The organism is Staphylococcus sp. HMSC062H10 (assembly GCF_001836945.1).
Classification (GTDB): domain Bacteria; phylum Bacillota; class Bacilli; order Staphylococcales; family Staphylococcaceae; genus Staphylococcus; species Staphylococcus aureus.
In genome coordinates, this window is the sequence record NZ_KV831000.1 from 59,013 (window position 1) to 73,810 (window position 14,798).

Consider the following 14,798-nt stretch of genomic DNA (forward strand, 5'->3'; position numbering starts at 1 on the left):
TTTTAACTTATGCTTGCATAGTATCAGTCACCTTTTCAGTTTTCACTAAATCGTCTGCTAAATGATGCCAAAAATCTTGTAATTCTTCTCTTGTGCGCACTGTATCAGAACTGTCTTGTCCTACAAAGTCAACATGATCCCAATCATGTTTTGTAGGCGTCACTTGCCAAATGCCTTTTTGAATTTTATCCGTCGCATTTGTATAAGCTTGATTAAATGGATGTTGAGAAGAAATAACGGATACTAAACCATCGTTTTCTCGCCATTCTTTTTCAGTAGCTTTACCGATTAAGTTACCAGTAATCACAAATGGGAAAAACATATTTAAGTCAGCTTTTTGTCTATCACTATTTAATGCTTTGTGCGTTGCTTCACCAGTGTATGTTTTATACACAATGTTAGGGTTCAACGACGTTTTACGATTTAAATCTGTTGCACCCTCACGCGTCAGATCGTAAAATCCATTATCTTTTGATTTCCATAAATTAGATTGTTTAACGCGTTTGACATAATCAATATATGATTCATTTGGCTTCTGTTTTAGACCCCATTGAGCCAACCCGAAGTCTACTCTTGAATTTTTATTACCAAACATTTTACCGATATCAAATACAATTTGTCTCACTAAAGCTTCATTACCAGCTAAATCTGAAGCATGAGTTCCATTATGTGGTGTTCCTAAAGTAGTAATTGATGAAATCATATTGTCATTATTACCTTTGAATAGTGGAGAAATTTCGCCACCATGTTTCTTTTGATACTCTATTTCTTCACGATTACCATTACGCAGTAATTCTTCTAGTTGACGTATCGTTTGACCACCCATACTATGTCCAACAAGGTGTATCTTCTGTCCTGGTTTCCAGTCTTTGTATATTCCTTCGTATGTTTTTCCGTAGCGTTCATGTCCATATTTTGCTGCATGTGCTGCACCATAATCTACACGGCCGCCTTTGATATAATAATAAAGTTCAACTGCACGATCATAGTTGCTTCCAAAAGCACTTATACTTGCTTCATAAGCTTTGTAACCGTTTTCTTCTAAATCTTGGCGAATGTTCATTTTATTACCGCCCCAATAATGAGCTAACACTGAAGGATTAATATCATCTGTAAACCCATTGAAACCATGAACTAAAACGATAGGGTCTTGATTTTTATACTGCCCTTGTTTGGCAACTTTATTCGTTTGATCACCTTTCGCTTTTGCAGTAAGTTCCTTTGTCCCTTTGTTTGGTAACGTTGCTACTGCACTACTTTTTAATAAATTTAATCCTTTTTTCTTGTCATTGTCCTTTGTTGGTTCAACTGGTGATTTTTGATTGTTTTTTAAATCTGAAACTGATAGTGTTTTTTCATCTTTTTGAGGATTCACTTCTTGTTCATTGTTAAAATGATGGCTTGTCATTTTATCATTCGATTGATTCTTTTGTTGCGGTTGTACTTTTTCTATTTCTGTCTCTCTAACAATTTCTGGTTGACTTTTTTGATCAGACTTATTTAATGATGTTGATTCCTTTGTTCGACTTTGTAAAGGTAGATTGTTATTAGCGTTTGAACCTTGACTATTAGCTGCCTCTTTTGCCTGTTGCTGTGACGCCGCTTTACTTTGTTTGCCATCATTAATAGCCTGTTCTAACCCTTGATTTACATCGCTAGGATTAGCATTGTTATTTTTTGTTGTATCACGTTGAATATTTTTATTATTAAGCGATGATTTTTTATCATCCTTTAGTTGATTTTTATTCAAATCATCTGTTTTACGATGATTTTCTTCTGATATTGTTTTATCATTATGCAAGTTCTTAGTTAAATTTTCAGTATGTTGCTGTTCGTCAACACCGTTTTCACGTTGATAATTAGCATTTTCCCTAGTTTGTTGATCCCCAATAGATTGTGCTGTAACTGTATCCTCCTGTGAATTTCCCATATTCACTTGCTTCTCAGCTGCTTGTGCTTGTCCACCACTTAAAAATAGTAATGTAGCTATTAAAATGGAAGATGCACCTACACTAAATTTACGAATACTATACTTATTTTGACTTTTCATCATTGTCAGCACCTCTATTTTTTTATTTTAGATAAACAAATTGATAATTATTCGAGGAATAAACTCAAATAATTTACTTAACCAAGTACTCATAATGACCATCCTTTCTATTGTTTAATTTGATGAGAAAGCGTTTACATTTGCATTTAAAAAATATATTCTCCAAAGAGAATTTAAAGTGTATACGCTAATCGTTTCAAATTATTAATTAATATTATATTTGACAAAATTTAATTAGTCAATAATTAGACACAATTTAATTATGCAAATTGTAACTTTTTTACATACATCTTTTGTGTTTTTTTATATTTACATGTTTGGGTCTTGATTCCAATGATGTATCATTTTTTTAGATTAGCTGTATGAAGGTAATTTATGAGCTATTACAGTTTTAATTATTGCTGGTGTCGTATTTTAAACCTAAAAATATCATTTCTTCTACAATGATTGTATTAGGATAAGCCATTACGCTTGTTCCTACATTAAATATATACAGTTAATTTTCTTCCCTCAAAATAAGTATCCTACTATTTTTAATTTATTGTTTAATTACTCTTGAACTACCTTTAACTTAATCTCGAATTTATGATGATTAGCATAAAAATACACCCCATAAAGTTAGTTTTTTAGTCCAACTTTCGGGATGCACATCTTAGTTCTAATGGAGATTGTCTTTTAAATAGGCTATGACATTTCTATTTCAGGCTAGATATATTTTTATTCACAGTATAAATACAAAGAATATAAATACAACTATGATATTAATAGGTAGTAACGACAAACATAACTCTTTAGCTTTTTCGCCATTTTTTTCCCTTCATAACTTCATTATATCGATTCATATACTTTTCAACATCTTTAACAGTGACATCTATTCCTGAGTTGCTCAATTTACTTTTCATAATTATTTTTGATTTCGTATTGTGATTATCCACTACTTATCTATAACGAGTTCGCAACTTTAGTACCATCACAGCATTCATAGTTAAAATATGTTGGTTCGTATTTTAAACTTGAAAATGTCACGTTTTCCACAATATTTGTAAGTGTATAAGCCATGATCCTTTTCTCTATATCTCAGTCCATACTTGCTTTACCACTGTTCGATATTTTGTCGTTCGCCTTTAAAGTTATTGCGCTTATGATGTCTACGTGCTAATTCTGCCTCAATTTCTGAAAAATCAACGCCTAGCGCATGCATCAAGACAAATAAATGATAAAGTTCATCTGCTACTTCACTTACAAATGCTTTTTTGTCACCTTTAATTGCTTCGATTACGACTTCAAAAGCTTCTTCACCGTATTTTTTTGTAATCTTTTCTATACCTTCTGTTAATAAATATTTCGTATATGACTTTTCATTATTGGATTGGGCACTATCTTGAACTGTCTGCGCTAATGTTTGCACTGAAAATGGAACTTCTGTGTTGAAACAACTTTGACTGCCTGTATGACATGTTGGTCCATTTGGTATGACATCAATTAAAATAGTGTCATTGTCGCAATCTACATGAATATCTTTAACACGTTGCGTATGACCAGATGTTTCACCTTTTGTCCATAGCCGTTGTTTCGACCGCGAATAGAAACATACCACACCATCTTCTATCGTTTTATCAAAAGCTTCTTGATTCATATAACCCAACATCAATACTTGTTTTGTTTGATTATCTTGTAAAATTGCTGGCACTAAACCTTTGCTAAAATCAATTTTGTAATTGGTCATCTTACTGCTATACCCCCTTGCCGTATCACTTCTTTAATAGATTGAACCGTCGTTTCTCGATCATGTAATATACTTGCAGCTAAACCTGCAGAAACATCCGTCTGATCAAATAATTCTACAAAGTGTTGTGCATTGCCACCACCACCAGAAGCAATGATTGGAATATTTACAAGGGATTTTATTTTTGCAAGATGCTCAATATCAAATCCTTGTTTCATACCATCATGCCCCATACTTGTAACAAGGAGCTCACCTGCACCTAACTGTTCTACTTGCTGTACCCAGTCATATACTTTAATATTTGTCATTTTTTTACCACCATGCGTACAACAATAATGTGCTTTTCTTTCAGGATCATAATAGCTATCAATTGCTATGCAGATGCATTGTCTACCGAATTTATCACTCGCTTGTTTAATGAGCTGTGGATTTTTTAAAGCACTTGAATTTAATGATACTTTATCTGCACCATGATTTAACAATTGGGTAATATCATCAAGGCTTTGAATCCCACCCCCTACAGTAAGAGGGATAAACAAGCGTGACGCTGTCTGTTCAATCACTTCTAGCATTAAGCTATGACCCTCTTCCGTCTTAGAGATGTCTAAAAATACTAACTCATCAGCACCCGCTTCATTGTAATACATTGCTAAATCAACAGGATTCCCAATATCCCTTAATCCTTTAAATTGAATCCCTTTAACGACACGACCATCTTTGACATCTAAACATGGAATGATACGTTTTTTAATCATTTTAGCCCCTCCCAAAATGATGCTTGATGTGCAGCCTTTCCTATAATAGCAGCGTGAACATTTAGCGACGCTAATCGTTGAATATCTTGCTGATGTCTAATACCACCAGACGCGATGACAGGAATCGTCGTTGCCTTTACTAATTGACCAGTTAATTCAAAGTTAGGTCCGGACATTTTGCCATCTTTAGCAATATCAGTATATATAATGCCTCCAAGAGGTATATCCGATAACTGTCTCACAAAACTAAATAAATTTAACTCTGTGTCCTCTTCCCATCCGTTCACTTTAATATCTTCTCCATAAGCATCAACTGACAGATAAATACGACCTGGAAATGTATGTGCCATCTCTTTAAGCCATTCTGTATCTTGAATACCTTTCGTTCCAACTATGCAATAATTAATCCCTGCGGCAAAGTAGTCCATGATTTGTGACTTCGTGCGAATGCCACCACCTACTTCAATATCTTTGGTTGTTAATCTCCTCAATGACTTAATATAATCAAACTCTCGGGCATGCTGTGCCTTAGCACCTATCAAGTCGACGATATGAATACGATTCACACATTCAAATTGACTATAGTAAGCAATACTTTCTTCAGCCGAACGCGACATTTTTTCTTCACTATCATATTTACCCTCTGTTAACCTCACACTTGTTGACCCAATCAAATCAATCGCTGGCCATAATTCAATCATTTATAAATCCCCCTTGTATTGCCTGACGCAAAATTTGTAACCCATATGTACCGCTTTTTTCAGGATGGAATTGAATACCAATATAATTGTTAAATTGAACAATTGCTGGAATATCAGTCCCATACTGCGCATATGCAATGACATTTTCTGACATCGGCGCTTGATAAGAATGTACGAAGTAAACATCTTGATTTAACATAGGATGCTTACTCACTAAATTATTCCAACCTAAGTGCGGCACTGGGTATTCTGTTTGGATACGCGAAATATTTCCTTGGATAAACCCTAATCCAGATGCATCGCCTTCATCACTATGCTCATACATTAACTGCATGCCTAAACAAATACCGATCATTTTCTTATCAGTATTCTTAGCCAATATTGCATCGAGATTTAATCGCTTTATCTCTGACATCGCATCTTTAAAATGACCAACACCCGGTAATATGATTGTTTCTGCTTGATCGATTATATTTTGCTTATTTGAGACAACCACCTCATACCCCAAATATTCAATAGCGCGTTTTACATTACTAATATTCCCTAATCCATAATCAACGATGACAATCATTCAATCACACCTTTCGATGACGGCACACGCTGATCATTAGTAGAAGTTAGCGCTATGCCTAATGCACGAGAAAATGCTTTGAATATAGCTTCAATTTCATGGTGTGTATTACCACCACGAATCAAATCAATATGCGTTGTTAATCTTGCATTGATTACGACTGCTCTAAAAAATTCTTCTACTAACTCCGTATCAAACGTGCCTACTTTTTCTTTACTTAATGATGCATTGAATGATAAGTATGGACGCCCACTTATATCCACAACAACACGTGCTAATGTTTCATCCATTGGAATATACATTGTTCCATAACGAACGAAATGCTTTTTATCTTTAATCATTTCAAGTAACAATTGGCCAATAACAATGCCAATATCTTCAGTTACATGGTGATCATCTACGTCGATATCACCTTGTGCCTCAATGTTTAATGACAGACCGCTATGAAATGTAAACAAGGTTAACATATGATTTAAAAAGCCCACACCTGTATTAATATGCGATGGTGACTGGTCATCTGATATTGAAATATTTAGTTGTGTTTCAGCTGTGTTTCGTTGTTTTTGATAAATCATATTTTGCGCTCCATTCTTTAACAATTTCTTCTAATTGGTTTAACTGTGATGCTGTTGCAATTGAATATCTTACATAGCCCTTCATCACCGGCTCATCATAAAAACGAGGTTTAAATCCTTGTTCATATACGTATTGTCCTAATTGTTGCGCCGCTGAACCTTTAGTAAGTACAAAATTGGCATGTGATGGGAATACTGACATTTTATCTGCAACATGTGTATCAAATATTTGTTTTAACTGCTCAGCTAACTGTCGTTGCATCGTTAAAAATTGTCTTGTCTCTTCTCTATGTCTAAAAATATAAGTCGCAATATTTAGCGTAAATACATTTAATGGATATGGATGTTCTATTGTTTGAATACGCTGTATCGTTTCAGCAGTACTCATTAATACACCCAACCTTAAGCCGGCAATTCCAAACGCCTTTGATAATGTGCGCATTCTTAAAATGTGTGGTGCCATTTCAACATCATATGCCATGCCATAATCTAAATATGCTTCATCAATGACAAAGTATCCGTTTATTGCTTTCATCTTATCTGCAATAGCTGTTAAAAATGCCGTATCAAATTGCTTGCCTGAAGGGTTATGTGGATTACTCATAATAAAAAATGATGGTTGTACTTCATCAATTTTCGTTAAAATGGTTTCCAAATCAAACGTTAAATCTGATCCTGCATCTACAAATGCAATTTCACGATTTACTTGTGCCGCATATGCTTGATACATAAAAAAATCTGGATTTAGCGTTAATGCCGGACCTTCTGGCATGATCAGCATTAACTTTTGAATCAATTCATCAGAGCCATTTCCTGCAATAATTTGTTCAGGCGATAATCCGTAAAACTTAGCATAAGCTTCCTTAAATTGTTCATATGCTGCATCAGGATATAAATTATATGGCGTTGCACTAATAATAGACGTCATTGTTTTTTGATCCAACGGCGTAACTGGACTTTCATTTTTATCAATATAAATCATTTCAATTACACTCCCCTAAGACTGACGTATTAAAATAGACTGTTGGTGATTGTATAATGCTTCAACATGAGCAATATGTTGTGCTGAATCAGCAATTTGTTCAAACGTATCTTTTGATAAATGGATGACCGTGTTCCGTGTTAAGAAATCATTGACCGATAACCCATTAGTAAATCTAGCTGTTCTATTTGTAGGTAATACATGACTTGGACCTGCAACGTAATCTCCTATGACCTCTGGCGAATAATGTCCAATAAACAATGCGCCCACATATTTCACTTTTTCAATATATGGTTGAGGATTTACTGTTTGAATCGACGCATGTTCAGGCGCGATTGTATTCATGACATGGCATGCTTCATCAAAATTACTAGCATGGATAAGGTAGTGTTGATTAGCGATACTTTTAGAAACAATGTCGTATCTGTCCACATTAGGCAATGCTTTAGCAATACGTGATTCTAAGTCTTTAAGAACTTTCGCATCTTCACTAATGACATATGTACGCGCCAATTCATCATGTTCAGCTTGTGCGAAAACATCATATACGATGGCATCTAAATCTGCGGTGTCATCAATAATCAGTGCTATTTCTGTTGGTCCTGCAATTTGATCAATACCTACCTGTCCAAATAAATATTTTTTGGCATATGCAACAAATTGGTTACCTGGACCTACAATCTTATCAACTTTAGGTATCGTTTCTGTTCCATAAGTTAATGCAGCAATACTTTGAGCACCACCAACTTGAAACACTTGATCAACTTGCGTAATATAACATGCTGCTAATACCTCTTGAGATATACCGTTAGGTTGAGGTGGTGTCACAGCAACAATATTTTCTACACCGGCTACTTGCGCTAAAGTCGCTGTCATTAGAACCGTTGATGGATAACTTGCTTTGCCACCTGGCACATAAATACCCACACTTTCTAGTGGATGGTATATTTCATAACACTCCTTCGATTCTTCTATCTGTTGATTCGTCTGCTTAATACTTTCTTGATATGCTTTAATTCTTTCATAACTTTGTTGTAATGCTTGTTTAGTTTTCTCATCTAACGTGTCAAATGCTGCTTTAATTTGTTCATGGCTTACTTCTAAATGATCCGTTTTCGCATGATCAAATGTTAGATTATACATTTTCAAAGCTTTATCTCCATGAACCTTAACTTCCTGACAAATATCGCGAATAATTGGATACAAAGACTCATCTAATGGTGCTTCTAATGAAAATTGATTTAAAAATTGTTGTGCATTAAGCATTGGCAATAGACACCTCCAAAGAGCGAATAAATTGCTCTATTAATTGTGATTTTTTAAAATAAGCTGCTTTATTAGTTATTAACCTTGCATTGATATCACTAATATGTTGCTTTTCAACCAGTCCGTTCGCTTTTAGCGTAGTACCTGTTTGAACGATGTCGACAATACCGTCTACCATATCTACAACACAGGCCAATTCAACAGAGCCATTCAATTTAATCAATTCGACATCAATACCTTTTGATTTAAAATATGTTTCAGCAGTATGAACATAACTCGTTGCGATTTTACGATAATTGGTCGTTTCAGGTTTCGCTGCAACCGCAAAATGACATGCTCCAAAAGGCATATTCAACAAATTATTAACATTGTAATGACGCTCATCTAAAATGTCGCTACCAACGATACCAATATCTGCAATTCCTTGTTCCACATAGATTGGCACGTCACTTCCTTTTACTAAAATGCATTCTATATTATCTACACTTAATAATAATTGGCGTTCTCTATTTTTTAATGTTTCTGATAATGTCGTATATTCAATTACATCTAAATAGTTAATTAAACTATCCATTAGACGTCCTTTGGCTATGGCAATTCTTAACATTGTGCATACTCCCTTACTTAAAGTGTTAAACCTAACCCAAACCCTTCGATGCTTCCTTTGTAATAACCACCTGTTAAAACTCGAGATTCATTTTCAGCAAAATGACATTGAATAAATAAACCTGTGTAATAGGATCTAGGTGGCTGCGCAGTAATATCTAAATGGATGTCTTTGTAACCTTGTGTATGTAACCAACGTTCCCATATTTTTAATTCAACGAGTGCTGGATGGTCATTTGGAATATAGTGCTCCAATACATTTAATTGTTGTTGCGTATTCTCTTTCAAGATTTGCACGATTGGATGTTCAGTCGACAAATATGTAACCAATCCCGATAAATTACGTTCCTCAATCATTGATAGTATGTCTGGTGTTTGTAACGATTTATCGAGTAAGGCATCAAGCAATTGATAATGTCCCAATACAACAAAATGCACGTTGTCTCTTAACTGCTGTTGAATAAACTGAATAAATAGCTTTAAGCTCTGTTGTACATTCGCTAATGATGGTGCATAGTTTTCCAAACCAACTTGTACAGCCGCTTCATTATTCCGAATGATTAAACCTGTGTATGCCACTTTTGTTGCTGCAGTTGGATACATTGAGTAATAACGCAATAATTGATCTGTAAAATCATTTCGAAGTGCATAAATTTGATGCTCATGTTGCCAAAAATTTCGCTCACCCATCTGCTGCAAATCCTCATGGTTCAATTGTTTCCAGTCCAACTTTTCAACCACACTAAAATCAACTAACTCATAATCCGCTTTATTAAAATATTTTAAAAATGCTGTTTCCGCTTCTTTTAACGCAATTAATTGTTTTGAATTATTCACTCGACCACCCTTTACTTTCAATACTGTATTTAAAATCATTTGCTGTTTTCGTTATTTGCTTTACTTCTCTACCACACTAAAGTGTAATATGATTAATAACTTATCATTTTTAGCAATACATTACAACCTTTTTCAGAAAATTCGGTGTATTGGTTTTAAATTTTTTCAAAAGAAAAAGGCAAGACATTTGTGCCTATAAAAATGCTTAACCAAGATTTTTATATTGAAGTTGTACTTCTTGCACATATTGTCCTTGCCTTATTATGTAAAGTTATTTTCTTTCTATCTTTTTATTAAATTTAACTATTCTTCATAATCCCGATTACCTTTAAAGAATTGTCTATCTTGTTTACTATATACATTTTCAGGATTAAAAAACGGTTTGAGTTTATATTTAAATTCAAATAAGTTTAGACCATCAATCGCAACCCTATCTTGGTAAACGTTCGTTGCTGATATGTCTGTAAAATTATTTGGACCAACACCTGCAATAAATTTAAAGCCTGCTTTATCGACCAAATAATCATACGCTGATGTATGCCTATCTTGTGCACCGTGTGGAAATACAAACATATCTGTTTTACCTACAATTGGTTCAACTTCATCTTTCCATCTTTTAGTATCACGTTGAATACCTTCTAAAGATGTTTTTTCAAAATTAATGTGACCATATGAATGACTCGCAAATGACCATCCATCTCGTTTCATTGCACGAACAACTTCTTCAGCTGCTTTTTTATTCTTTGTATAATCTTTACTCGTTAATTCATTCGTCCGATAACCTAATACGCCCTCATAACCGGTTAAAGCAACAACACCTTTTTCACCATTTAAAGAAAAATCTGGATGCTCTTTTACAAATTTATTTAAAATTGGCACGATATCATTGTCATCAGAATAAGTAGTATGACCTTTGGAATCTGTCGTTTCAGATACAACATGCTTATTTTTATCAAGAACTAAGCGGTCAGCATAACCATGGTGTCTCATATAACTATAGTAATTCATATCATCAATCGAGATGATTAAAGGCTTTTTACCTTTCGGCAATTTTATTTTTTTGGCTTTTACATGATGAGATGATAAGTCGTATACATCATGCGGATTAACGATGATGTAATTATTTTTATATAATGCGTTCAATGATTTTTTAAATTCACTTACAGTAATCATCCAATCATTGTTGCCCTTAGCTTGGTGTGTATCTCCTGTAAACGCAACTTTTGGGTCTGTAATTAAAGGATGATAAAACACATGATAAACTTCGCCATGATAAGTCTCCCAATGTTCATCTACTTTCGACTTATGCTTTGCATACTCATTTGGATTAACAGATTTATTTTGAGCTTTCTCATTATGTTTAGAACAGCTATATAACAATGCAACTGATAATAACAGAAAAAATAGCAATAAATATTTTTTATGCATTAAACATTCTCCCTATGTTTTATTATGCACAATTATAACATTTTTATTATGTGGCTCATAACTTTTTAAGAAACTGTTGGGATTTTAATTTTATTTTTTAGATAATGTCATAGTATTCTATTTATAAAACACAATATCTCCTTGATTGATAATGTCGTCCATAGCTTCGTCTCGCTTGAAATTAAGCCTTTCTGCTAAATTTATTGAACGTTGGTTACACTTATTTATGTTTGAATTAATTGACTAGGGTATAACAATAGTGTGGTGTTTTATAGATATGTCTTTTATATGCATCATAAAAAACATTCGAATTCGAAATAAAATGCTTGCATCTTTGTTTTATAGGTGGTATTGTATGTATATCAAGTATAAAAAATATATCTAAGAGATAAAAATATGGAGGTTTTATATTATGACAAACTTTACTTTTGATGGTGCACACAGTAGTTTAGAGTTCCAAATTAAACATTTAATGGTTTCTAAAGTGAAAGGTTCATTCGATCAATTTGATGTCGCTGTTGAAGGAGATATTAATGACTTCAGCACTTTAAAAGCTACTGCAACAATTATTCCAAGCTCAATTAACACTAAAAACGAAGCACGTGATAACCACTTAAAATCTGGTGATTTCTTTGGTACTGACGAATTTGATAAAATTACATTTGAAACAAAATCAATTACAGAAAGCAAAGTTGTTGGTGATTTAACAATTAAAGGTATCACTAACGAAGAAACATTCGACGTTGAGTTTAACGGCGTAAGTAAAAATCCTATGGATGGTTCTCAAGTAACAGGTATTATTGTTACTGGTATAATCAACAGAGAAAAATATGGCATTAACTTTAACCAAACACTTGAAACTGGTGGAGTAATGCTAGGTAAAGATGTTAAATTCGAAGCATCAGCTGAATTCTCAATCTCAGAATAACCTCATCTCATAATCCTCATTGATTTTAATATATACGAAATGCCAACTATATCATCCCTAGATATAGTTGGCATTTTTTTACTTCTAATTAAAAATCGCTAAGATTTAAACTTAAATTTAGACGCCTTTCATTCAGGTAGGTCTTATTGAAACTGAAAACTTTGATGACCTTTTGCAAAGCCATTAACTGTATAAAGCACAGATCCTCCGCCCATTTCAATATCATTGGAACAAATAATGAGTTGATTTGTACCAGGTATAAATTGTGGATGTGTAGAACGTAACATATGACCTTCTTCACGACCTGGTATCAATATTTGTCCTATTGGATAACCTCTTTTATTAAATACTAATACTCGACCTTGACCATACATAGCCACATATAAATTATCATCACTATCAATACAACAAGAGTCTGGACCTTCATGCCCCGTAAAATAGTACGGAATTGTTGCCCCAAATGGTTGTATCGTCACACCATCATCTTCAAGCGCAATACGATGTAATCTATTTGCGGTCGTTTCAGTTACCCATAGTACTTTTTCATCAGTACTTAAAGCAATACCATTAGCTACACTGATATTTTGAATAATAGGTGTTACTGTTTTAAAGTCTGGCGTAACATAATAAACGCCTCCTAGCGGGTTGGTAGAGTATCCTCTAAAATCTGTAAAATAAAACCCACCTTTAGAATCAAATACCATGTCATCAATACAATATTCTGTTGATAGATCTTCAATGATATCTTGTATGTTGTCACCATTTTCTGTCGCTGCAAAAATACCACCTGTAGATTTAAAATCTCCTAAATAACAAATAAATAATCGACCGTCTTTATGTATTTTAATTGCTGCCGGATTTGCTTTATGGCTTACAAAAGGTCGCTTAATTTCTTTAGTTTCTGGATTTACTTTAAAAATATTCCCTTCAAACACATCTAATAAGTATAGTTGGCCATGTCGATCAAAGTTCAATCCTTCTAATTGCAATCCTTTTTTGGAAATTTCAAGCCATGGTTCAGCTGTAATTGTTTGTAATTCACTTTCAGATATAATTGGAACAGCACTATTAGACTTCCCGCTATAAAATAATGTAGGTAAATCTTGTTGTGACATCATGATCATTCCTTTCATTTCATTCGTTTTAACTATCATTTTTATTTTAAACAAGGGAACTATCAAATCAAATGATAACGTTTTCATTTATCTATTTTATCGGTCTAGTGGCTGATTTCAAGCTAGAAATATTGAATGACAATACAACTCTGTTAAAATGATGGACGTAGACAAATATGCGTATTGACGCTTTATTTTAAAAATTAACATGCTTATAACATGTTTTTAGAAGGAGATTAACCTATGAACTATCAAGTTCTTTTATATTATAAATATACGACAATTGATAACCCTGAACAGTTTGCTCAGGATCACTTAGCGTTTTGTAAAGCACACAATTTAAAAGGTAGAATTCTTGTTTCTACAGAAGGTATTAACGGCACATTATCTGGTACAAAAGAAGAAACCGAACAATATATGGCACATATGCATGCCGATGAACGATTCAAAGATATGGTGTTTAAAATTGATGAAGCTGAAGGACATGCTTTTAAGAAAATGCATGTACGTCCTCGAAAAGAGATTGTTGCTTTAGATTTAGAAGAAGACATCGATCCAAGACATACAACTGGTCAATATTTATCACCTGTAGAATTTAGAAAAGCTCTTGAAGATGATGACACAGTCATTATTGATGCACGTAATGATTATGAATTTGATTTAGGTCATTTCCGAGGTGCAATTCGTCCAAATATCACGCGCTTTAGAGATTTGCCTGACTGGATTAAAGAGAATAAAGCGTTATTTGCAGATAAAAAAGTGGTTACGTACTGTACTGGTGGTATTCGATGTGAAAAATTTTCTGGCTGGCTATTAAAAGAAGGTTTCGAAGATGTAGCGCAGCTTCATGGCGGTATAGCTACATATGGTAAAGACCCTGAAACAAAAGGTCAATATTGGGACGGTAAAATGTATGTATTTGATGATCGTATCAGTGTTGATATCAACCAAGTTGAAAAAACGATTATTGGTAAGGATTGGTTTGATGGCAAACCATGTGAACGTTATATTAATTGCGCTAACCCAGAATGTAATAAACAAATATTAGTTTCTGAAGAAAACGAAGCTAAATATTTAGGTGCATGCTCTTATGATTGTGCTAAACATGAGCGTAATCGTTATGTTCAAGCAAATAATATTAGTGATAATGAGTGGCAACAACGTTTAACAAACTTTGATGATTTACATCAACATGCTTAGTATTAATTAAATACCTTTCAAAACACGCTTTGAAAATCCGATTTATAAAGGTTTTTCA

General features: G+C 33.7%; 12 protein-coding genes and 3 pseudogenes. 2 read left to right on the plus strand and 13 right to left on the minus strand.

Going from position 1 to position 14,798, the window contains the following annotated elements; genetic code table 11:
* Positions 1 to 7 precede the first annotated feature (7 nt).
* The 12 genes and pseudogenes from lip1 to HMPREF2658_RS14445 all read right to left on the minus strand — a co-directional run.
* Positions 8 to 2,050: a YSIRK domain-containing triacylglycerol lipase Lip1 gene (lip1, locus tag HMPREF2658_RS12550; protein ID WP_072468841.1), complete on the minus strand. Its 2,043-nt coding sequence runs from the start codon at positions 2,048 to 2,050 to the stop codon at positions 8 to 10.
* Between the two features lie 721 nt (positions 2,051 to 2,771).
* Positions 2,772 to 2,952 (minus strand): annotated as a pseudogene (locus HMPREF2658_RS14960) (hypothetical protein).
* Positions 2,953 to 3,143: 191 nt separating this feature from the next.
* Positions 3,144 to 4,531: pseudogene (gene hisF, locus HMPREF2658_RS14890) on the minus strand (imidazole glycerol phosphate synthase subunit HisF).
* Positions 4,528 to 5,232 carry a 1-(5-phosphoribosyl)-5-((5-phosphoribosylamino)methylideneamino)imidazole-4-carboxamide isomerase gene (gene hisA / locus HMPREF2658_RS12570; protein WP_000571741.1) on the minus strand — a complete coding sequence of 235 codons (705 nt, stop codon included), beginning with the start codon at positions 5,230 to 5,232 and terminating at the stop codon, positions 4,528 to 4,530. Before hisA ends, hisF begins: the two are co-directional and overlap by 4 nt.
* Positions 5,225 to 5,803 carry an imidazole glycerol phosphate synthase subunit HisH gene (gene hisH / locus HMPREF2658_RS12575; protein ID WP_000635626.1) on the minus strand — a complete coding sequence of 193 codons (579 nt, stop codon included), beginning with the start codon at positions 5,801 to 5,803 and terminating at the stop codon, positions 5,225 to 5,227. Before hisH ends, hisA begins: the two co-directional genes overlap by 8 nt.
* Positions 5,800 to 6,378 (minus strand): imidazoleglycerol-phosphate dehydratase HisB, encoded by a 579-nt coding sequence (hisB, locus tag HMPREF2658_RS12580; RefSeq protein WP_000640267.1) that lies wholly within the window; start codon positions 6,376 to 6,378, stop codon positions 5,800 to 5,802. The genes hisH and hisB overlap by 4 nt, the downstream gene beginning before the upstream one ends.
* Positions 6,347 to 7,360 (minus strand): pyridoxal phosphate-dependent aminotransferase, encoded by a 1,014-nt coding sequence (locus HMPREF2658_RS12585; protein WP_000639196.1) that lies wholly within the window; start codon positions 7,358 to 7,360, stop codon positions 6,347 to 6,349. The genes hisB and HMPREF2658_RS12585 overlap by 32 nt, the downstream gene beginning before the upstream one ends.
* 15 nt (positions 7,361 to 7,375) lie before the next feature.
* Entirely contained in the window at positions 7,376 to 8,626 is a 1,251-nt protein-coding gene (gene hisD, locus HMPREF2658_RS12590; RefSeq protein ID WP_000930635.1) for a histidinol dehydrogenase, read from the minus strand.
* Entirely contained in the window at positions 8,619 to 9,233 is a 615-nt protein-coding gene (gene hisG / locus HMPREF2658_RS12595) for an ATP phosphoribosyltransferase (RefSeq protein ID WP_000944147.1), read from the minus strand. The genes hisD and hisG overlap by 8 nt, the downstream gene beginning before the upstream one ends.
* A 17-nt stretch (positions 9,234 to 9,250) precedes the next feature.
* Positions 9,251 to 10,069 (minus strand): ATP phosphoribosyltransferase regulatory subunit, encoded by an 819-nt coding sequence (locus HMPREF2658_RS12600; RefSeq protein WP_001065786.1) that lies wholly within the window; start codon positions 10,067 to 10,069, stop codon positions 9,251 to 9,253.
* Positions 10,070 to 10,372: 303 nt separating this feature from the next.
* A complete protein-coding gene (locus HMPREF2658_RS12605; protein WP_000549213.1) occupies positions 10,373 to 11,497 on the minus strand; it encodes a polysaccharide deacetylase family protein in 1,125 nt (374 codons plus the stop codon).
* A 117-nt stretch (positions 11,498 to 11,614) separates the two neighbouring features.
* Positions 11,615 to 11,722, minus strand: a pseudogene (locus tag HMPREF2658_RS14445) (N-acetyltransferase); the annotation flags it as partial.
* A gap of 187 nt (positions 11,723 to 11,909) precedes the next feature.
* Between HMPREF2658_RS14445 and HMPREF2658_RS12610 the strand changes: the two are divergent.
* Positions 11,910 to 12,425 (plus strand): YceI family protein, encoded by a 516-nt coding sequence (locus tag HMPREF2658_RS12610; RefSeq protein ID WP_000181119.1) that lies wholly within the window; start codon positions 11,910 to 11,912, stop codon positions 12,423 to 12,425.
* A gap of 143 nt (positions 12,426 to 12,568) precedes the next feature.
* Here the strand turns inward: HMPREF2658_RS12610 and HMPREF2658_RS12615 are convergent, their stop codons facing one another.
* Complete coding sequence (locus HMPREF2658_RS12615; protein WP_000082551.1) at positions 12,569 to 13,540, minus strand: SMP-30/gluconolactonase/LRE family protein; 972 nt, start codon at positions 13,538 to 13,540, stop codon at positions 12,569 to 12,571.
* A gap of 243 nt (positions 13,541 to 13,783) precedes the next feature.
* On the opposite strand from HMPREF2658_RS12615, the gene HMPREF2658_RS12620 reads away from it, so the two are divergent.
* Positions 13,784 to 14,740: an oxygen-dependent tRNA uridine(34) hydroxylase TrhO gene (locus tag HMPREF2658_RS12620; protein ID WP_001109298.1), complete on the plus strand. Its 957-nt coding sequence runs from the start codon at positions 13,784 to 13,786 to the stop codon at positions 14,738 to 14,740.
* Positions 14,741 to 14,798 lie beyond the last annotated feature (58 nt).